Genomic DNA, 21854 nt, shown 5'->3' with positions numbered 1-21854 from the left:
TAAGACTATTCAACATATAGCCGTCATGCGACTCTCTGCAATGGGAGATGTTGCCATGACGGTTCCTGTTTTACGTGCTTTTGTAAAACAGTATCCGACGGTAAAAGTTACGGTGATTTCACGTCCGTTTTTTAAGCCTTTTTTTGAAGGAATTCCCAATCTTGATTTTTTTGCTTTTGATGAAAAGGAACGCCACAAAGGTTTTCTGGGGCTTTTGAGATTATTTTCAGATGTCAAAAAACTCAAAATTGATGCTTTTGCAGATTTACATAATGTTTTAAGATCTAAAATTGTGAGTTTTCTTTTTGCTTTAACCGGAAAAAAGAGAGCCACAGTCGACAAAGGACGAGAAGGTAAAAAGGAATTGACACGCGTCGAGAATAAAATTTTCAAGCAATTACCTACGATGTTTGAGAGACACGCAAAAGTGTTTGAAAAACTGGGTTTTCCCGTCAACTTAACGAATCCCGAATTTCCGAAAAGAGCAGTATTAAGTGCTGAAATTACCGATTTAGTGGGAGAAAGTTACCAAAAACTAATCGGAATTGCACCATTTGCACAATATGATTCTAAAGTGTATCCGTTGGATTTCATGGAGGAAGTAATTGCAAAACTGGCCGATAATAAAGAGCAAACCATTTTGCTTTTTGGAGGAGGAAAGAAAGAAATCGAAATTTTAGAGTCTCTTTCAAAGCCCTTTAAAAATGTAATAAATGTAGCCGGAAAAATTAAATTCCAACAAGAGCTAAAAATAATAAGCAATCTGGACGTAATGCTTTCCATGGACTCCGGAAATGCACATATTGCAGCGATGTTGGGTGTAAAAGTGGTTACGCTCTGGGGCGCAACGCATCCGTATGCAGGATTTTTACCGTTTAATCAAAGTCTTGATAATGCTTTGGTTTCGGATCGAAATCTGTATCCTAATTTACCGTCTTCTGTATATGGAAATAAAATAATAGAAGGTTATGAAGATGCCATGAGAACCATTTCTCCTAAGAAAGTGGTTAAGAGGATTCAGTCGCTTTTGGAAGAAAAAAAGTAGTTTCGGTTTGTAGTCTCAGTTTGCAGTCGCAGTCTCAGTCGCAGTTTGCGGTCACAGTTTATAGTTACAACTCGACAGCATTTATGTCACCCTGAGCGAAGTCGAAGGCCTATTAATTAAAAGGGGCTTCGACTTCGCTCAGCCTGACAGTCTCAGTTTTCAGTCACAGTTTTTAGTCACATCTTACTGTTTATATGTCACAATAAATAACAACAAAAAAAAGAGTTTGCAAAGCAAACTCTTTTTTTATATCTGTAAACTGCGACTGAAAACCGCGACTGCGACTAAGAAACTCTCCTAAACGTCATCAAAATCTACGTAAATAGTCTCCGATGTTGGGTGTGCTTGACAGGTCAAGACTAAACCGGAAGCAATTTCTCGGTCAGTTAAAATAGAATTTTTAGTCATTTCTGCCGTTCCTGTTGTGATACGTGCTAGACAGCTGCTGCAAATTCCGCCTTGGCAAGAATAAGGCGCATCGATTCCTTGTTTTAGTGCTGCGTCAAGAATCGTTTGTTTTTGAGACATTTCAAAAGTAACTTCATCATCATCAACTAAAACCGTAATTTTTGTATGTCCTTCTAATGAGGTATTGATTTGATTTTCTTTAGTAGAAGAAGTAAAAAGTTCAAACTTAATAGCAGATTCTTTTATGTTTTTCTCTTTTAGAATACCCGAAACCGTATTGATCATTTCCTCAGGACCACACAAGTAGAATTTATCAAATTGTAATTCTTTATGTTTGTTATTCAATACAAAATTCACAGCCGATTTGTCAATTCTGCCAAATAAAGCATTTTCAGCTTTAGCCTGACTAAATACATAATGCACAAATAAGCGCCCTACATATTGCAATTGTAAATCATGTAATTCCTGATGAAAGATCGTCTCTTCAGGTGTTTTATTTCCATAAACCAATACAAATGAGCTTTTTGGTTCACTTTTTAAAACGGACTTTATAATAGAAAGTACAGGAGTGATTCCGCTACCTGCTACAAAAGCTGCGTAATTTTTTTGTCTTTCAGCATCTGGTTCAAAAGTAAATTTTCCTTCAGGGTGACCTACTTCAAGAACATCTCCGGCTTTTAATTTGGTATTTGCAAATTGCGAAAACAAACCATTTTTAACCGCTTTTACCGCAATTCTTAATTCACCGCTTTCCGGTCCGGAACAAATTGAGTAAGCACGTCTAATCTCTTGATTGTCAAGGGTTAGTTTTAAGTTTATATATTGTCCGGCAACAAATTTATAATCCGGTTTTAGTTCTTCGGGAACATTAAAAAGAACAGAAACAGCATCGGCAGTTTCACGTTTTACCTCTTTAATTATAAGTTTTAAGAATGAAGGCATGATATGATATTTTCTGCAAAAGTAGCAAACAACAGCTAATTGATGGTAATGAAATTATTTTTTTTAACTTTTTTTGTAACGTTTACTTACATTTGATCTCTTACTATAAAACTGAAAACCAAAGAACCATGATTAAAAAGTTTATTTACCTGGAATGGAAAGCCTTTATTCGATCTGCGTCATTTGGTTCCAATTTGGCCATGAAAATTCTGATTGGTTTCTTGATGATCTATTTTTCAATCCTTTTTATAGGGATGGGTGTTGGAGCCTTTTATATGCTTAAAGAAATGAATCTGGAACCATTAGTTACGGTTAACAGATTTCTAATTTATTATTTTCTGTTCGACCTCGTTATTCGATTGCTGATGCAAGCTATACCGGTGCTTAACATAAAACCGTTATTGGTTTTGCCTTTTAAGAAACCAACAATTGTTCATTTTTCGCTGGGCAAAACAGCTTTGTCTTTTTTTAATTGGGTCCATGCGCTTTTCTTTCTTCCTTTTTCGATCGTATTAGCTATTGAAGGGTATGATATTGTGGGTATTATTTTTTGGCATCTGGCGGTTCTTTCGTTAGTATATATCAACAACTTTCTGAATATCATTTTGAGTAATATCGACAAGTTGTTTGTTGTTTTTGTAGCTGTAATTGTGGCCTTAGGAGCAGCACAATACTACAAGATATTCGACATTACAACTTTTACAGCTCCCTTTTTTCAAGGGTTTTATAACACAAAGGGAATGGTCTTTATTCCGGTCTTGGTATTAGTTAGTTTGTATGTTTTTACATTTAAATATTTTAAAAACAATTTATATTTAGATGCAGGACTTTCTAAAAAAGAAGACATTGCCAGCACAGAAAATCTTTCGTGGCTGAATCAGTTTGGTACTTTGGGGACATTTCTTAAGAATGATATTAAATTGATTAAGAGGAACAAGAGATCAAAAACAACTATTTTAATGAGTGTTCTCTTTTTGTTTTACGGGCTTATCTTTTTTGGAAATTCACACCAGCCGGCTGTGATGTATATTTTTGCCGGGATATTTGTTTCGGGTGGATTTCTATTTGTTTTCGGACAATTTGTACCGAGTTGGGACAGTTCGTATTATCAATTGATGATGACGCAGAATATTCCGTATCGCGGTTATATTACTTCAAAATGGTGGTTGATCGTGATTGCCACTTTTGTTTCAACAATTATTGCTTCTTTTTATCTTTTTTACGGATGGGAAGTGTACTTAACAATCGTTGTTGGAGCGATTTATAATATTGGAGTTAATTCTCACATGGTACTTTTAGGAGGTGCATTTACCAAAACGCCAATTGATTTGAGTAATGCAGGAGGAGCCTTTAGCGATAAAAAAGCGTTCAATGTTAATGCCATGTTATTGACTTTACCAAAAATATTATTGCCTTTGGGATTGTATGGTATCGGACTTTATTTGGGAGATAAAACGCTCGGATTAGTATTAGTTGCCGGAGCCGGTTTTTTAGGTTTTATTTTTAGAAACAAGGTCTTTTCTTTAATTGAAAAAAGATACAAAATAGAAAAATACAGTACGATAAGTGCTTATAAACAAAAGAATTAATTAGAAAATGTGTCAATTTGATAATGAGATAATTTTTATCGGATGAAAACAATCACTTTTTTAATCTAAAATCAACAATCTAAAATCTAAAATCCACAATCACAATGATACAAGTAAGTCAGCTTTCAAAAAAATACAACGGGACAACAGTTTTAAATATTGAACATCTTGAGATTCCAAAAGGGCAAAGTTTCGGATTAGTTGGAAATAACGGAGCCGGAAAAACCACTTTTTTCAGTTTATTATTGGATTTGATTCAGCCTTCGACGGGAAATATTAAAAGCAATGATATTCAGGTTAATACCAATGAAAATTGGAAATCGTTTACAGGTTCTTTTCTCGACGAAAGTTTCCTGATTGGGTATTTAACCCCGGAAGAATATTTTTATTTTATTGGAGATTTACGTCACCAGAATAAAGCAGATGTAGATGCCTTGTTGGCAAAACAGGAAGAGTTTTTTAATGGAGAAATCTTGAAAAACAAAAAGTACCTGCGCGATTTATCTAAGGGAAATCAGAAGAAGGTGGGGATAATTGCCACACTTATCGGTAATCCTGAAGTGATTATTCTGGATGAGCCTTTTGCAAATTTAGATCCTACAACCGTAAGTCGATTGAAAAAAATTATCAAAGAATTAGCCGAAGATCCAAACGTAACCGTTCTGGTTTCCAGTCATGATTTGCAGCACACGGTAGAGGTTTGCGATAGAATTGTGGCACTCAATAAAGGAGAAATAGTTAAAGATATTCAAACTTCAAAAGAAACCTTACAAGAATTGGAATCGTTTTTTGCAGTATAAATTTCGATATTACAAAAAGAAGCGTATTTTTACAAGTCATTATACTAAAAATCGTTTTTAGAAGTTAAATGATTTAAACTCTTTTCTATTGAAAAAGAATACTCTTAAATATAGCTTTTTTCTGGTGTTTTTCTTCCTTTTGATAGCCTGCTCTACCAAAAACAACACTTTTTTGTCTCGAAATTCTCATGCTTTAAGTACAAAATATAATATTCTGTACAATGGGGGTATAGGTTTAGACAAGGGATTAAAATCAATTCAAGGCAATAATCAGGATAATTTCTGGAAAATGCTGCCTATTGAGAAAATGCAGGTCGATGAGAGTTTCGCGGATGATACCAAAGCTAAAAATGCGGATTTCGAGAAGGCCGAAACAAAAGCAACAAAAGCCATTCAGAAGCATTCCATGAATATTGGCGGACGGGAAAAAAATTCTCAGATAGACGAGGCCTATCTAATGCTAGGAAAAGCGAGATATTATGATCAGCGTTTTATTCCAGCTTTAGAAGCATTCAATTATATTTTATACAAATATCCCAACAGCAGTAATATTTATACCGCAAAAATCTGGCGCGAGAAAACCAATATGCGCCTGGGAAATGATGCGATTGTTGTAAAAAACATTAACAAACTACTAAAAAATACAGATCTAAAAAAACAAACTTTTTCGGATGCCAATGCATTATTGGCAGAGGCTTTCTTAAATTTAGAAAAGAGAGACAGTGCCGTTACCAAACTTAAAATTGCGGAAGAGTTTAGCCGAATAAATGAAGACAAAGCCCGATACCGTTTTATTTTAGGACAGTTGTATCAGGAAGAGGGTAAAAAAGACAGCGCTATTTATTATTACGATGGGGTTATTGATATGAATCGAAAAGCCGATCGAAAATATATGATGCATGCTTATGCAAAAAAGGCACAACTGTATGATTATGAAACGGGTAATGATACCATTTTTATTGAAAAATACAATAAGCTGGTAGCAGATCGTGAGAACAGACCCTATTATGATGTACTGTTTTTCGAAATGGGTGTCTTTTTTGATAAAAGAAAAGAACAGGAAAATGCCTTAGAATTCTACAACAAATCATTGGACAGAAAATCCAAAGATCCTTATCTGATTGCTTCCACCTATCGGAATATCGGAAATATGTACTTTAAAAATACAGATTATACCATGGCTGCGAAATACTATGACAGTACATTGGTAAAATTAGATCCTAAAAGCAGAGAGTTTACATTTATAGAAAAAAACAGAAAAAACTTAGACAATGTTATAAAATACGAGGCCATTGCCAAACGCAATGACAGTATTATTACCGTGTATGGTTTACCGGCTCCCGACCGAAAGTTATATTTTGAAAACTATATTGTTGAGCTTAAAAAGAAAGACGAAGCCAAACGTATTCTGGAGGAAAAAGAAAAAGAAAAACTGGCTAATGTAGAGCGTAATACAAAAGCAGATAGTGAACCAACGGCTGTTAATCCACAATCTCAACCAGGCATCGTTCCGCCTGGTGTTGGAGTTTTTAATCCGCCATCTGCTAATGAGACAACAAGTACCTTTTATTTTTACAATCCAACAACGGTTGCTTACGGTAAGTTGCAATTTAGAAAGTCTTGGGGGAACAGAATCTTAGGAGGTTATTGGAGAATGGCTTCATCAAAAGCGGCAAATGATGATGCAATAGCAAAAGAAGCAGCAGAGATGACTCAGGATTCTTTAAATGCGGTAAAAGACACCATTGTTATCGAAAAATACACAACAGATTTTTATGAAAAACAGCTTCCGACTACTGAGTTGGCTATGGATAGCATTGGAAAAGAGCGCAATTTTGCGTACTATCAATTAGGGCTTATTTACAAGGAAAAGTTTAAAGAATACAATTTGGCGAGTGGTAAATTGGAGCAATTATTGAAAAATAATCCAGAAGAAAAATTGGTTTTACCAGCCATGTACAATTTGTACAAGATTTACGAAATTACGGATCCGCGAAAAGCTCAAGAGATAAAATCGAAAATTACCACAAACTATCCAAATTCAAGATATGCACAAATCTTAAATAACACAGGTAATGATGATTTGGCACTCCCGGAAAAAGAATATCAAAAATGGTATAAATTATTCCAGGAAGAACAATTTGATTTGGTCTTGGATAATATTGATAATTTAATCAATCAATATTCCGGAGATGAGATCGTTTCTAAGTATGAGTTATTGAAAGCGAATACATTAGGAAAAGTAAATGGTCTGGCAGCGTATAAGAAAGGCTTAGAAAATGTTGCCGATAATTATCCGAATAGCGTAGAAGGGAAAAATGCGCGTGAAATTTTGGAAAAACAAGTTCCAAACTTAGAAAAACTTGATTTTACAACTGTTGATGCAAAGAATTGGAAAATTATCTATCCAATTGCTAATGAAGATACTAAGACCGGTAAAAAAGTCGAGGAAGCAATTCACAAGTTTTTAGACATAGAGAATTTCCTAAAACTTAGAACATCTATCGATAGGTACAATAAAACCCAGAGTTTTGTGGTTATTCATGGTATAAAGTCGGAAGCTTATGCTAATGATCTTGCCGGTGTTTTCAGGGACGATAAAAAATACAAGATCTCAAATAAGGCAATTATTATCTCGAGCGACAATTATAAAATAGTTCAAATTAAAAAAAATATTGACGTTTACACAGCCCCCAAAATCCCATAATCTAATGTTTGATAAAGTAAAAAAAAACGGAACAGAACTTTTAGGAAAAACCAATAGAATAGTAGAAGGAACCTCGATTATAGGCGACATCGTTTCAAAAGCAGATTTTAGATTAGATGGCGAATTAATAGGTAATTTTACCTCACAAGGAAAATTAGTTATCGGAGTTTCCGGTGTTGTAAAAGGTGAAATCGTTTGTAATAATGCTGATATTGAAGGAGAATTTCAAGGAAAAATAAAGGTTTTGGAAGTTCTTAATATAAAAGCCACAGCGCAAATTCACGGCGAAGTTACCGTTGGAAAACTTTCGATAGAACCTGGTGCCGATTTTACAGCGACTTGCAGTATGTTAACCAATACCAACGAAGTAAAACTAATAAATGGAAAAGGAGCCGAACAAAAACAGAAGGAATAAGTGGTTACCGCTGATTAATATTCCTGTCCAAATGGGAGTCATCATTTTTCTGTTTTCCTATTTTGGTAATTGGTTAGATGAAAATCATCCCAGCCCTAAAGTTTATTACAACACCATTTTTGTGATGCTTGGTGTAGGCTTGGCTTTGTATAATGTCATTCGCCAGGTAAACGACATCAATAAAACAAAGTAATTTATCTTTTAAAAGCAGCTTTAAATAAATAGTGCATCTTTGTATAAAAATTATTTTAAGATGCTTTTAAAAAATTACAAATCAATTCTACATTTATTTTTATTTGCTTTAACAGCTTATATTTTACACAAAGCGGCGTTTTTTGCTTTTGCAATAAACACTCAAAACTTCTTTTATAGTTTAGAATTTCTGTATCTAATATTTTTTGGATTAGCCACATTATTATATGGTATACTATTAATAGTAAAAAACAAGAATTTCGAAATTGTCGGGATGGTTTTCTTATTTGGCACCTTTGCACAGATGTTATTGGGATATTTAATTTTGAGGCCCATTTTGGCAAATAAATCAGAGGAGGTTATGATGGAGAAAATAAGTTTTTTTATAACATTTATTTTATTTTTGTTATTTGAGACGTTTTTAACTATCCGATTATTAAACGAAAAGCAATAAAATAGGGATTCTTCAAAAGAAGACTCAAAAATAATTTTTGATATCCTTTTGAATATTAATAAAAAATGTACCTTTGCACCAAATTTTAGAAACGTAAAAAAATAAGATTTTTAACAGATATGGTGATTTCAAACAAACCTCTTAAATTTATTCTTGCCACTTTAGTAGCTTGTCTTCCAGTAACGAGCTTTGCTAACGCAGAGAACGACTCAACAAATGTACAAACCGAGGCAGTGCATGAAGGGAAAGTAGTTTCACATGAAAGTCATGAGGGAGGAGAGCATGTAGCTCAGGACCCAAAGGCTAAAGTTGATGCTTTTATTGATCATCACTTGCAAGATTCTCACGATTTTGTTTTCTTTTCAGATGAGAAAGAAAATAAAAATTATGGTTTCCCATTACCTGTTATCCTTATTGATGGCGGTTTGAAAATTTTCTCTTCTTCAAAATTACACCACGGTGAAGCAGTTGCAGAAGTTGACGGAAGCTTTTACAAATTAGCTCACGGTAAAATTTACAAAACAGATGCTGCCGGTACAATTAATTTTGACGAGCACGGACATCCAACAAATGAGAAACCATTAGATTTCTCAATTACTAAAAATGTAGTTGCAATGCTTTTCGTGTCAATATTAATGTTGTTAATGTTTACAGGTTTAGCAAAATCATATAAAAAAGGACCAATCCCAACTGGTTTTGGTAGAGTATTAGAGCCGCTAATCATTTTCATCAGAAATGAAATTGCTCTTCCTAATATTGGAGAGAAAAAATACAGAAAATATATGGGTTACCTATTAACTGTATTCTTCTTCGTTTGGTTGTTAAACTTATTAGGGATGACACCACTTGGAATTAACGTTACCGGAAATATTGCAATCACAGTTTGTTTAGCATTATTTACATTCTTAATTACACAATTCAGTGCAAACAAAGAATATTGGGGACACATTTTCTGGATGCCAGGAGTACCAGTTCCAATGAAAATTATTTTAGCACCAATTGAGGTGTTAGGTATGTTGACAAAACCATTTGCATTATTAATTCGTTTGTATGCAAATATTACAGCAGGTCACGTAGTAATTATGAGTTTGATCGCTATGATTTTCTTAGGAAAAAATTTAGCAGCAGATTTACCAATTTCATTCGGATTAACATTGTTTATTTCGGTTATTGAAGTTTTAGTTGCATTTTTGCAAGCCTTTATCTTTACAATGTTATCATCATTGTTTATTGGTATGGCAGTTCAAGATCATCATCATGATGACGATCACGGTCACAAAGACGAGAATGTTATTATTTAATTTAGAAGTTTAATTTTATATATATAAATAGTTATGGGAACAATTCCAACTTTAGTAGGTGCTGGTTTAGTAGTAATCGGTGCAGGTTTAGGTTTAGGTAAAATCGGTGGATCTGCTATGGACGCTATTGCTCGTCAGCCAGAAGCTGCTGGTAAAATTCAAACTGCGATGATTATTATCGCGGCTTTATTAGAAGGTTTAGCATTTGCTGCTTTAATCTTAGGAAAATAATAAAGAAAAAAATAACAGCATCTTTAACGGTTGGTTAAAGATGTTGTTACCTTTTTAAAAAGAAATTAAATATTTAATATAGTTATAAAATGGATAAGTTAATTAACGATTTTTCATTCGGTTTATTCTTTTGGCAAGCTCTTATCTTGTTGGTGTTAATTTTGCTTTTAGTAAAATTTGCTTGGAAACCAATTATGCAATCTATCGTAGATAGAGAAGAAGGAATTAAAGATGCATTACTTTCTGCAGAAAATGCAAAGAAAGAAATGGAGAACTTACAAGCAGACAATCAAAGAATTTTGAATGAAGCTCGTGCTGAGCGTGATGCAATGTTGAAAGAAGCTCGTGAGATCAAAGATAAAATGATTGCTGATTCTAAAAACGAAGCACAAGAGCAAGGTCTTAAAATGATCGAGCAAGCTAAAGCGGCTATCGAAAGCGAAAAAAATGCTGCAATGGCAGAATTGAAATCTCAAGTTTCAACGTTATCATTAAGCATTGCTGAAAAATTGTTGAAAGATGAATTATCTAACAAAGAAGCTCAAACTAAATTAGTTGAGAAAATGTTAGGTGACGTAAAGTTAAACTAAGATTATGGCAAGTACAAGAGCAGCAATTCGTTATGCAAAAGCAATTCTGGACTTAGCAAACTCTAAAGGTGTTGCCGAAGTTGTCAATAACGACATGAAATCAATTGCTTCTGCAATTGATACCAATACAGAATTAAGTACTTTTATTCAAAACCCAACAACAAAAGTTGAAGTTAAAGAAAGTGCTCTTTTAGAAGTTTTCGCAGATGTAAATGGAGTTACTAAAGGTTTATTTCATTTATTGTTTGAGAACAAAAGATTTGAGATTCTAGAAGCAATAGCTGTAGAATACAATAAATTATTTGACGAAGGAAACGGAGTTGAAGTAGCAAAAGTTACAACAGCAATTCCTATGGATGCGGCATTAGAAGCTAAAGTTTTAGCTAAAATCGCAACATTGTCAGATAAAAAAATAACAATAGAAAATACGGTAGATGCTTCAATTATTGGAGGGTTTATTTTAAGAATAGGAGATCAACAATACAATGCTTCTGTTGCAAACAGATTGCAAGTATTAAAAAGAGAGTTAAGTAATTAGTTTTATTACACATAAAAGTGTCTAAATTATAAATTAAGATGGCGGAAATCAAACCTGCTGAAATTTCAGCAATATTAAGAAAGCAAGTAGAAGGTTTTGAATCTGGTGCTACGCTAGAGGAAGTAGGAACAGTACTTCAAGTTGGAGATGGTATTGCTCGTATTTACGGGCTATCTAACGTACAATACGGTGAGTTAGTTGAATTTGATAACGGACTTGAAGCAATTGTATTGAACCTTGAAGAAGACAATGTTGGTGTGGTACTTTTAGGACCATCAACAGGTATCAAAGAAGGATCAACTGCAAAAAGAACACAACGTATCGCTTCTCTTAAAGTAGGTGAGCAAATGGTAGGACGTGTAGTAAACACGCTTGGTTTTCCAATTGATGGAAAAGGACCAATCGGTGGAGACTTATACGAAATGCCGTTAGAAAGAAAAGCTCCTGGAGTTATCTTTCGTCAGCCAGTTACGGAGCCATTACAGACAGGTATCAAGGCAGTAGATGCTATGATCCCGGTTGGTCGTGGACAACGTGAGCTTGTAATCGGTGACCGTCAAACAGGTAAGTCAACTGTTTGTATCGATACAATCTTAAATCAAAAAGAATTTTACGATGCAGGAAAACCTGTATTCTGTATATATGTTGCAATTGGGCAAAAAGCTTCAACTGTAGCAGGAATTGCTAAAATGTTAGAAGAAAAAGGTGCAATGGCGTATACCGTTATTGTTGCAGCTAATGCTTCTGATCCAGCTCCAATGCAAGTTTATGCTCCTTTCGCAGGTGCTGCAATTGGAGAATATTTTAGAGATTCAGGTCGTCCAGCTTTAATTGTTTATGATGATTTATCTAAACAAGCAGTTGCTTACCGTGAGGTTTCTCTTTTATTAAGAAGACCACCGGGACGTGAGGCATATCCTGGAGACGTTTTCTACTTACACTCTCGTTTATTAGAGCGTGCTTGTAAAGTAATTGCTGATGACGGAATTGCTAAAAACATGAATGATTTACCAGACTCTATTAAGCCTATCGTAAAAGGTGGTGGTTCATTAACTGCTTTACCAATTATCGAAACTCAGGCTGGTGACGTTTCTGCTTATATCCCAACAAACGTAATCTCGATTACAGATGGTCAGATTTTCCTTGATGGAGATTTGTTCAACTCTGGAGTACGTCCTGCGATCAACGTAGGTATCTCAGTATCTCGTGTTGGAGGTAATGCACAGATTAAATCTATGAAGAAAGTTTCTGGAACTTTAAAATTAGATCAAGCTCAATTCCGTGAATTAGAAGCTTTTGCTAAATTTGGTTCTGACTTAGATTCTGTTACTTTAAACGTAATTGAAAAAGGAAAAAGAAACGTTGAAATCTTGAAACAAGGTTTAAACGATCCTTATACAGTAGAAAATCAAGTAGCTATTATTTACGCTGGTTCTAAAAACTTATTAAGAAACGTTCCTGTAAATAAAGTAAAAGAATTCGAAGCTGATTTCTTAGCATACTTAAACAGCAAGCATAAAGATACTCTTAATGCTTTAAAAGCTGGTAAGTTAGATGACAACATCACTGATGTTATCGAAAAAGCAGCAAAAGAAATTTCAGCAAAATATAACTAATAAGAGAATTAGTCAATTAGATAATTAGAAAATATCTCCGGATACTTCTGATTATCTAATTTTCAAATTGTCACATTTTCTAATTAATAGATGGCAAATTTAAAGGAAATCCGTAATAGAATTACTTCCGTTTCATCGACGATGCAGATTACATCGGCTATGAAAATGGTTTCTGCTGCAAAGCTTAAGAAAGCACAAGATGCAATCACTGCGATGCGCCCTTATGCCGAGAAATTAACGGAGTTGTTGCAAAATCTTTCGGCTACACTTGATGGTGAAGTAGGAGGAGATTATACAACACAACGTGAAGTAAAAAAAGTATTACTTGTTGCGATAACTTCGAACAGAGGTTTATGTGGCGCTTTTAATACTAACATTATTAAAGAGACTAAAAACCGTACTCAGTTTTACGCAGGAAAACAAGTAGATGTTTTTCCTATTGGTAAAAAAGGAAACGATGTTTTAGTTAAAACGCATAAAGTTCACGGTCATCATAATGCAATTTTTGATCATTTAACTTTTGATAATGTTGCTGCAATTGCAGATAACTTAACTGAAAAATTCTTGACAGGAGAGTACGACAGAATCGAATTGATATACAATCAATTTAAAAATGCCGCTACTCAAATCGTTCAGGTTGAGCAATTTTTACCGTTAGCTCCAATTAAATCTGATGTACCGGTTTCAACTGGAGATTATATTTTTGAGCCTTCAAAAGAAGAAATCGTGTTGACTTTGATTCCTAAATCATTAAAAACACAATTATATAAAGGAATTCGTGATTCATTTGCTTCAGAACATGGAGCGCGTATGACAGCCATGCACAAAGCAACTGACAACGCAACTGAATTGAGAAACCAATTAAAATTGACTTACAATAAAGCACGTCAGGCATCGATTACTAACGAAATCTTAGAGATCGTTGGTGGAGCAGAAGCTTTGAACGGATAATTTATTTAAGAGAAATAAAAAGAGCAGACAGTCATACGATTGTCTGCTCTTTTTTTATAGAACTGTTTTTCTTTCTGTATAGTTATAAAATGGTGATTCTCATTTTACTCAAAAAATAAGAATCGACACCATTTTAGAATTGAGTTGCAGAAACCTTAAAATCCGCAATGCTTTGTCTTTTGTGGGAACAAACAAGCTTTATTAGTCCCAATGCTCTGTTTTTGTAGGGTTACAGATCAGCTGTTATCAATCCCTGTTTAGCAAATTTAGAAAAGTATGGATAAAAAGAATTACAGAATTTTTAGCCTTTATTTATATATTTCGCACCATGGGCTGTGAATTATATAACAGGCAATGAAAAAAAAATAAGTATTTTTGTCCTCTATTTTTACACCAATGAAACTACAAATACAAGAACTTACTACGATCCCGGAAATGCTGGCACAAATTGTAACCATGCGATTTCTTTATCCGAATCTAACTGTTGAAAAATACGAAGCTTATCTTTCTGAGATGGTACCGCGTAATTATATCCAAATAGGCGTCTTTGAAGAAGAGCAATGTGTGGGAATTACCGGTTGTTGGACCGCAACTAAATTATGGACCGGTAAATATCTCGAAATAGATAATTTTGTTGTTGATCCCGGACAACGATCTAAAGGAATTGGAAAATTATTAACAGATTATATCGAGCAAAAGGCTTTAGATTCTGATTGTAGCAGCATTGTTCTAGATGCTTTTACAGGTAATTTTGCAGCGCATCGTTTCTATTATAATCAAGGTTATGGGCCCAAAGGCTTTCATTTTGTTAAAATTTTGGACGAAACAAAATTAACACACTAAAAAGACCTGTTGCGTTTTTTATTGAATCAACAAAAGCAATAATAAACGAAAGAATTGGTTATTTTTGTTTTACGAACTTTATTACAAGTATATTTTGGGATTATATAAAAATCTATTCAAACAAACGGCTATTTATGGACTAGCGACGGTGTTACCGCGAATGCTAAGTTTTTTATTAGTACGCTTGTATACCGGTATTTTACCAACGGCGGAGTACGGGGAAGTTTCTATCGTTTTATCCTGGATGGTCTTCTTTAACGTAGTGCTTTCTTATGGAATGGAAACGGCATTTTTTAGGTTTTATAGTGCAGAAGACGATAAAAAGAATGTTATCGCTACAGCTACAATATCAATATTCTGGTCTTCAATTGGCTTTTTGTTTGCCGCATTAATTTTTAGAAATACGCTGGCAAATTGGGCTGAAGTAGACTCACAATATATTACGTATTCAGTTTGGATTTTGGTTTTGGATGCGCTGGTTTTAGTGCCGTTTTCTAAACTTAGAGCCAATCAGAGACCGATGGTTTATGCGGCAATAAAGATTGGAAATGTGGTAATAAACATGGTATTAAATTTTTTCTTTTTAATATACTTACCCAAACTCGCCATCGCAAATCCAAATTCAGTTTGGGATAATTTATATATTGAAAACTTCCAGATCGCTTATATTTTCATAGCCAACTTATTAGCCAGTTTGGCCACTTTTGTTGTATTATCTCCAAATTATCTTTCGCTTGGACGAAAATTCGATCCGGTACTTTGGAAAAAGATGATGAAATATGGTTTACCTATTCTGGTTGCCGGACTAGCGTTTGCCGTTAACGAACATTTTGATAAAATCTTACTAGGTTATTTACTGCCTGAAAATTTGGCTAAATCTGAGGTTGGAGCTTATTCTGCCTGTTACAAGTTAGGTTTGTTTATGGTTTTGTTTGCAACTGCCTTTAGATTGGGTATTGAACCGTTCTTTTTTAGTCACGCCAAAAACGCCAACGCCCCACAGACCTACGCCGTGATCACGAAGTATTTCGTTATTTTTGGTTCACTGATTTTATTGGGTGTAATTGTTTTTGCCGATTTCCTGAAATTCCTTTTATTGGACAATAAATCCTACTGGGAAGCGATGAAGGTCGTGCCCTTAATCATACTGGCGAATTTCTTCTTAGGAATTTACAACAATTTGTCGGTTTGGTATAAACTGACAGATCAAACCAAAATTGGAGCTTATATTTCTATCGTTGGTGCTATAGTAACGTTGGTTTTGAATTACTTTCTAATTCCAAAGTACAGTTATTACGGATCCGCTATTGCAACTATTTCAGCCTACGGAAGTATGATGTTAATATCGTATGTTTTAGGAAATAAATATTATCCTATTCCTTACGACATGAAGAAAATAGGGGCTTATTTAGGAATTTCAATCGCATTTTCTGCTATTTCTTTTTACGGATTCAGAGAGAAATATTACGTTGGAATCCCATTACTTTTAATCTTTATTTATTTTGTTTATCACAATGAAAAAGATACAATCAAAGGAATTATGAATAGAAAATAGAATCGGGTTAAATCCAATTTTATTTTTTTAGAATTTAATATAAAAATGAAAATACAAATTATAAATAAATCACAGCACGATTTACCAAACTACGAAACAATTGCTTCGGCTGGAATGGATTTGCGCGCTAATTTAACAGAATCAATAACTTTAAAACCACTAGAAAGAACCATCGTAAAAACGGGACTTTTTATTGAATTACCAATCGGATATGAAGCACAGGTAAGACCAAGAAGTGGTCTTGCAGCAAAAAAAGGAGTTACGGTTTTAAATTCACCGGGTACTGTAGATGCCGATTATAGAGGAGAAATAGGTGTAATTTTAGTAAATTTATCAAATGAAGTTTTCGTAATCGAAAACGGAGAAAGAATTGCACAGTTGATTATCGCCAAACATGAAAGAGCAGAATGGGTAGAAGTAGAAGAACTTTCTGTAACCTCCAGAGGTGAAGGCGGTTTTGGAAGTACGGGAGTAAAATAATTTACAGTCTCGGTTTTCCGTTTATAAACTTTACAACAAACCAAACCAATTGAAGATTTTAAATCTTCCCATAAAAAATAAAAAACAAATGAAAATAATCGTTCCAATGGCAGGTCGTGGATCACGACTTAGACCACATACTTTAACTGTTCCTAAACCATTAATTCCAGTTGCAGGTAAATCAATCGTTCATCGCTTGGTTGAAGACATTGCTGAGATATTAAAAGAACCAATCGATGAAGTTGCTTTTATTCTTGGAGATCCTGCCTTTTTTGGAGAGGACCTTGTAGAGAGTCTGGAAGAGTTAGCAGGTAGTTTAGGAGCAAAAGCATCTATTTACCGTCAGGACTTACCTTTAGGTACGGGACATGCTATTATGTGTGCAAAAGAATCGTTGTCAGGCCCGGCAGTTATTGCCTATGCCGATACTTTAATCAGAGCTGATTTCGAATTAGATCCATCAGCTGATGCGGTAATTTGGGTAAAACAAGTAGAACAACCTGAAGCTTTTGGTGTTGTAAAATTAAACGCAAACAATGAAATTATTGAATTGGTTGAAAAACCAAAAGAGTTTGTGAGCGATTTAGCTGTTATCGGAATTTACTACTTCAAAGAAGTGGGTGATTTGAAAAAAGAACTTCAGAATGTTTTGGACAATAACATCCAAAATGGAGGTGAATATCAGATTAACGACGGAATTAAAGCCATGATGGCAAACGGAAAAGTTTTTAAAACCGGAAGTGTTGATGAGTGGATGGACTGCGGAAACAAAGATGTGACTGTTGAAACAAATACGAGAATGCTCGGATTTTTGCATAACGATGGAGAACATTTGGTAGATTTTGATGTGAAATTAGAAAACGCAACAATTATTCCGCCTTGTTATATTGGTGAAAACGTAGTGTTGAAAAACGCAACGGTAGGACCAAACGTTTCATTAGGAAAAGGATGTCACGTGATTGACAGTACCATTAAAAATAGTCTGGTACAAACGTTTTCTCAAATAAAAAATGCTAATTTAGACAATGCGATGATCGGAAATCACGTTAGCTATGATGGTAAGTTTACCAGTATTAGTATTGGTGATTATTCGGTTTTAGAATAGACAGGTAGTATTCTTTTGTTTTAAATGAAATTATAAAAATGATGAAAAAGGGAGTTTTAGTAATTTTGTTTTCTGTTTTCTTTGGTAATACGATGTCGGTTATGGCTCAGACAGAACCGGAGGATATTGCTATGGTTACAGACGAATATAAAGACTCTTTTTTCGAATCATTAAAGCAAAAAGGAATTGAAAATTATGATAAGGCGATCGTTTCGTTGCAGAAATGTATCAAGTTAAAACCCAATGATGCAGTTGCTTATTTCGAACTAGGCAAAAATTATCTGGCTTTAAAAGATTATAAAAATGCCCAGGATTCTTTTGAAAAAGCGACTCAGTTAGATCCAAAAAATAAATGGTTTTGGCTTGGGATTTATGATGTAAGTTTTGAAACTAAAAATTACAATCTCGCAATTGAAACCATTCAAAGAATCATTTTGTTTGATGAAGAGTACAAGGACGATTTGATTTCGATATACATGATAACCAATCAATACGATAAAGCGTTGGTTGCGATTAATGAAATGAACGACAAGTTTGGGAAATCATCAGATCGTGAAATTTATAAAAACCAGATCATGTCTCAGGGGAAATATCAAAATGCAGAGATTGGCAATTTGATTGATCAGATTAAGAAGAACCCAAAAGAAGAATCCAACTATGTAAACCTGATTTTTCTGTATTCGAAAGGAGAAGAAACAGACAAGGCTATAGACGTTGCCAAACAATTGGCAAAAGAAATTCCGACTTCAGATTGGGCGCAGGTCAGTTTGTTTAAAGGGTATTTAGATGCCAATCAGGCTGATAAAGCGATTAAGGCGATGAATGTAATTTTGTCCAGTGCAAAAATTGATTCAAAAATAAAACATCGTACCTTAAATGAATTTTTGATCTATGTGAATAAAAATCCGCAGTACGCTCCAGATCTGGAAAAAGCGATTTCTTATTTTGATAATGATAAAGAAATTGATGTTGCAAAAGAAATAGGAAAGTTTTATCACAGCAAAAATCAATTTGAAAACGCCATTAAGTATTATGAGAAAGATCTAAAATCAAACTCAGATACCGATCGCGAGACCAATTTACTTTTGCTGGAGGCTTATACACAGGCAAAACAATTTGAACCTATGACAAAAAGAGCCATGTATATGATTGAAGTGTACCCGAGTCAACCGCAATTTTATTATTATGCCGGTTTAGGGAACAATCAATTGAAGCAATTTAAAAATGCAAAAACGGTTTTAGAAATGGGACTGGATTATGTAGTTGACGATATAAAACTGGAATCGAATTTTAATATTCAGTTAGGAGAGGCTTACAATGGGTTAGGAGATGCCAAGAAAAAAGAGGAATACTTTTTGAAGGCAAATGAGTTATTGAAGAAAAAAAAGTAAAGAGTAAATGAAAAAGTATATAATAATACTATCGATGTCCGTTTTTGTGATTTCTTGTAAATCTAAAGCTGTTGCCGTACAAAACAATAAAACGGAAGTAGTTGAGGCAAAAAAAGACAAAAAAGCAATAGAAAAACATTACGATAATAAATTAGATTTTTCAACCGTATACATAAAAGCAAGTGCGAGGTATGTCGATGAAAAACAAAGTCAAAATGTTTCGGCCGAGATAAAAATCGAAAAAGACAAACAGATTTTAATAAGTGTTCGTTTTCTGGGAATTACTATGGCAAAAGCGTTGATAACGCCGACAGCTGTAAGTTATTACGAAAAAATAAACAGTACTTACTACGAAGGCGATTTTACAAGTTTGAGTAAATGGTTGGGTACAGAATTGAATTACAGTAAAGTACAAAACTTATTGGTAGGTGAGGCTTTAGAAGATTTGAGAAAAGGAGACTACACACAAACCATTGTAGAAAACCTCTTTCGTTTGGAAGATCAAAAAGAAGCGAATATCAAAAAAGTATTCTTTCTGGAGCCGGAAAAATATTTGTTGCAAAAGGAACAAATTTCACAACCATCAGAAAACAGAATGTTAGAAATTAAATATTCTGACACTAAAGTTTTTGATCAGGGAGTTCTTCCAACCGCAATCGAAATTAATGCGATTCAGCCGAAAGGAAAAACAGATATTAATTTAAATTACAACACTATTTCGTTCAACGAACAACTTTCTTTTCCGTATAGCGTACCAAGTGGCTATAAAAAGGTTATAATTAAGTAAATTTGCAAAAAGAAAAAAGAAACATGCCGAAATTTCTCCTAAGTCTGATTTTTATATGTGCCTCTACAATGCTGTGGGCACAAGATTCGCAACAAGAAAAGCTGGAACAGCGTAAAGCTCAGATTCAGCAAGAAATTAGAGATAACGAAAAGATGTTGCAATCCGTAAAGAAAAAAGAAAAATCAGCGGTAAATGTATTTTTAATTCAGGCCAATAAAATTAAGCTGAAAGAAAAGCTGATTAATACCACGGCAAAACAGGAGAAACTTTTAAGTAACGATATGTATATTAACCAAGTTAAGGTTAATAAACTGAAAAAGGAATTGGCGATTCTAAAAGAGGATTATGCCAAGATGATTCTTAAATCGTATAAAAGCCGTTCAGAGCAGAGTAGGGCTATGTTTATTTTGTCTTCGGAAAGTTTTTTGCAAGCTTATAAAAGAGCGCAGTATTTAAAACAGTACACGAATTTCAGAAAAAATCAAGGCTTGGAAATTCAATCTAAAACGGCAGAATTAGAAAATTTCAACACAAAACTAAACGGTCAGAGACAAGTCAAGAAAAAGATTATTGCCGAAAATCAGAAAGAGCGTTCTGCTTTAGAGATTGAGAAAAAAGAGCAACAAAAGCTGGTTAACTCAATTAAAAAAGATAAAAATAAAATTATTGCCGATACCAAAAGCAAGCAGCAGGAAGCAAAAAGAATCGACAGACAAATCGATCGTTTGATTCGTGAAGCTATTGCGGAGGCCAACAGAAAAGCAGCGCTGGAAAGAGCAAAAGAAAATCCGGGATCTACAGCATCAAATGTACCAGTTTCCTCTTCTAAAATTGCCTTGACACCGGAAGGAAAAATTTTAGCTGCCGATTTCAAAGCAAACAGAGGAAAATTACCTTGGCCAGTAGAAAAAGGATTTATTTCTCTTGGTTACGGAGATCAGCCGCACCCGCTTTATCCGTCATTAACCGTGCACAATTCAGGTGTAGAGATTACGACCGAACAAGGAGCAAATGCCCGTGCCGTATTTGCGGGAGAAGTAGCGAGTATCATGGTTTTATCTCCAATTAACAGAGCTGTTATGATTCAGCATGGAGATTATTTTACCGTATACCAGAATTTAAGTCAGGTATTTGTAAATAAAGGAGATAAAGTAAATATCAAACAAAGTATCGGGAAAGTAAGAACCAGTGGAGATACCGGGAAAACAATCATTAAGTTTTTGATTCTTCAAAATACATCAAATAACAATCCGGAAGGGTGGTTGCAGAATAGATAAAAAAAGGGAGCTCGGCTCCCTTTTTTTATGAACTTTTTTTAATCATATCACTCTAATAAAGGTCTCATCATAGCGATGGTCAAAAAAATGCAACTAAAGATTCCATTATCTGCTAAGGGTAATGAATGAAAAACTTTAAAAAAAAGAAGAGTAAAAACACCTTAAAACCACCGCGAATGCAAAAATCAGCCTATTGTTTATTTGAAATGGTATTGATTGAAATTTAAAATAGTATTTTTGCAGTATGGAAACAAATAGACAGAAAAAAATAGGCGGTGTCATCCAAAAAGATTTGGTTGATATCTTGCAAGGTGAAGTGAGAAAAAACGGAATTAATAATTTAGTAATTTCAGTATCCAAAGTAAGTGTTACTTCAGATTTATCGGTGGCTACCGTATATTTAAGCATTTTTCCTCAGGAGAAAGCCAAAGAAACTTTAGAGGGTATAAAATCAAACTCCACTTTAATTAAGCACGATTTATCACAACGCGTTCGTTTGCAATTGCGTCGTGTACCTAATTTGGTATTTTTTATCGATGACTCTTTAGATTATATTGAGAAAATTGATAATGCCTTATCTAACAGAGAAAATCCAATTGAAAATCGTGATCTTTTAGAAAAAAGAAGAAAATCATAA

At 34.2% G+C, this 21854-nt stretch carries 22 protein-coding genes; 21 read left to right on the top strand and 1 reads right to left on the bottom strand.

Annotation, left to right across the window (positions count from 1 at the left end; genetic code table 11):
- The first annotated feature begins 25 nt into the window (after positions 1-25).
- On the top strand, positions 26-1045 hold the full coding sequence (locus ACHRV5_RS06895; RefSeq protein WP_395426478.1) for a glycosyltransferase family 9 protein: 1020 nt from the start codon (positions 26-28) through the stop codon (positions 1043-1045).
- A gap of 297 nt (positions 1046-1342) precedes the next feature.
- Here ACHRV5_RS06895 and ACHRV5_RS06890 read toward each other — a convergent pair whose 3' ends face one another.
- Positions 1343-2395, bottom strand: coding sequence for a ferredoxin--NADP reductase (locus tag ACHRV5_RS06890; RefSeq protein WP_305070196.1), 1053 nt, complete (start codon positions 2393-2395; stop codon positions 1343-1345).
- Positions 2396-2523: 128 nt separating this feature from the next.
- On the opposite strand from ACHRV5_RS06890, the gene ACHRV5_RS06885 reads away from it, so the two are divergent.
- From ACHRV5_RS06885 to rbfA, 20 genes are all read left to right on the top strand, one after another.
- Positions 2524-3984, top strand: a complete 1461-nt coding sequence (locus tag ACHRV5_RS06885) for a DUF5687 family protein (RefSeq protein WP_047774636.1) — start codon at positions 2524-2526, stop codon at positions 3982-3984.
- 104 nt (positions 3985-4088) lie between these two features.
- The gene (locus ACHRV5_RS06880) at positions 4089-4784 is read left to right on the top strand and encodes an ABC transporter ATP-binding protein (protein WP_230004100.1); all 696 of its coding nucleotides are present in this window, start codon (positions 4089-4091) and stop codon (positions 4782-4784) included.
- A gap of 88 nt (positions 4785-4872) precedes the next feature.
- The gene (locus ACHRV5_RS06875; RefSeq protein WP_395426231.1) at positions 4873-7491 is read left to right on the top strand and encodes a tetratricopeptide repeat protein; all 2619 of its coding nucleotides are present in this window, start codon (positions 4873-4875) and stop codon (positions 7489-7491) included.
- A gap of 4 nt (positions 7492-7495) precedes the next feature.
- A complete protein-coding gene (locus tag ACHRV5_RS06870) occupies positions 7496-7906 on the top strand; it encodes a polymer-forming cytoskeletal protein (RefSeq protein WP_395426230.1) in 411 nt (136 codons plus the stop codon).
- Complete coding sequence (locus ACHRV5_RS06865; protein ID WP_395426229.1) at positions 7872-8099, top strand: AtpZ/AtpI family protein; 228 nt, start codon at positions 7872-7874, stop codon at positions 8097-8099. Before ACHRV5_RS06870 ends, ACHRV5_RS06865 begins: the two co-directional genes overlap by 35 nt.
- A 60-nt stretch (positions 8100-8159) precedes the next feature.
- Positions 8160-8552, top strand: coding sequence for a hypothetical protein (locus tag ACHRV5_RS06860; protein WP_395426228.1), 393 nt, complete (start codon positions 8160-8162; stop codon positions 8550-8552).
- 119 nt (positions 8553-8671) lie between these two features.
- Entirely contained in the window at positions 8672-9853 is a 1182-nt protein-coding gene (atpB, locus tag ACHRV5_RS06855) for a F0F1 ATP synthase subunit A (protein ID WP_395426227.1), read from the top strand.
- Between the two features lie 33 nt (positions 9854-9886).
- Positions 9887-10084, top strand: a complete 198-nt coding sequence (atpE, locus tag ACHRV5_RS06850) for an ATP synthase F0 subunit C (protein ID WP_008465835.1) — start codon at positions 9887-9889, stop codon at positions 10082-10084.
- Positions 10085-10173: 89 nt separating this feature from the next.
- A complete protein-coding gene (locus tag ACHRV5_RS06845; protein ID WP_395426226.1) occupies positions 10174-10674 on the top strand; it encodes a F0F1 ATP synthase subunit B in 501 nt (166 codons plus the stop codon).
- Positions 10675-10678: 4 nt separating this feature from the next.
- The gene (gene atpH, locus ACHRV5_RS06840; RefSeq protein ID WP_395426225.1) at positions 10679-11212 is read left to right on the top strand and encodes an ATP synthase F1 subunit delta; all 534 of its coding nucleotides are present in this window, start codon (positions 10679-10681) and stop codon (positions 11210-11212) included.
- Between the two features lie 38 nt (positions 11213-11250).
- Positions 11251-12828, top strand: coding sequence for a F0F1 ATP synthase subunit alpha (gene atpA / locus ACHRV5_RS06835; RefSeq protein ID WP_047774652.1), 1578 nt, complete (start codon positions 11251-11253; stop codon positions 12826-12828).
- Positions 12829-12918: 90 nt separating this feature from the next.
- Positions 12919-13779, top strand: coding sequence for an ATP synthase F1 subunit gamma (gene atpG / locus ACHRV5_RS06830; protein WP_047774654.1), 861 nt, complete (start codon positions 12919-12921; stop codon positions 13777-13779).
- A gap of 396 nt (positions 13780-14175) precedes the next feature.
- Positions 14176-14622, top strand: a complete 447-nt coding sequence (locus ACHRV5_RS06825; RefSeq protein ID WP_395426224.1) for a GNAT family N-acetyltransferase — start codon at positions 14176-14178, stop codon at positions 14620-14622.
- A 94-nt stretch (positions 14623-14716) separates the two neighbouring features.
- Positions 14717-16177, top strand: a complete 1461-nt coding sequence (locus ACHRV5_RS06820) for a lipopolysaccharide biosynthesis protein (RefSeq protein WP_047774658.1) — start codon at positions 14717-14719, stop codon at positions 16175-16177.
- 45 nt (positions 16178-16222) lie between these two features.
- On the top strand, positions 16223-16657 hold the full coding sequence (gene dut, locus ACHRV5_RS06815; protein ID WP_395426223.1) for a dUTP diphosphatase: 435 nt from the start codon (positions 16223-16225) through the stop codon (positions 16655-16657).
- Positions 16658-16745: 88 nt separating this feature from the next.
- Positions 16746-17762 (top strand): sugar phosphate nucleotidyltransferase, encoded by a 1017-nt coding sequence (locus ACHRV5_RS06810; RefSeq protein WP_395426222.1) that lies wholly within the window; start codon positions 16746-16748, stop codon positions 17760-17762.
- Between the two features lie 41 nt (positions 17763-17803).
- Entirely contained in the window at positions 17804-19153 is a 1350-nt protein-coding gene (locus ACHRV5_RS06805) for a lipopolysaccharide assembly protein LapB (protein ID WP_230005138.1), read from the top strand.
- Between the two features lie 7 nt (positions 19154-19160).
- Entirely contained in the window at positions 19161-19940 is a 780-nt protein-coding gene (locus tag ACHRV5_RS06800) for a DUF4292 domain-containing protein (protein WP_395426221.1), read from the top strand.
- Between the two features lie 23 nt (positions 19941-19963).
- Positions 19964-21217, top strand: a complete 1254-nt coding sequence (locus tag ACHRV5_RS06795) for a murein hydrolase activator EnvC (protein WP_230004118.1) — start codon at positions 19964-19966, stop codon at positions 21215-21217.
- 244 nt (positions 21218-21461) lie between these two features.
- Positions 21462-21854 (top strand): 30S ribosome-binding factor RbfA, encoded by a 393-nt coding sequence (gene rbfA / locus ACHRV5_RS06790; protein WP_047774669.1) that lies wholly within the window; start codon positions 21462-21464, stop codon positions 21852-21854.

It is taken from the genome of Flavobacterium sp. FlaQc-52 (assembly GCF_044007495.1).
GTDB classification, from domain to species: domain Bacteria; phylum Bacteroidota; class Bacteroidia; order Flavobacteriales; family Flavobacteriaceae; genus Flavobacterium; species Flavobacterium cupriresistens.
Note: the sequence above shows the minus strand (reverse complement) of the source record. Positions and strands in the feature narration are given on the sequence as shown.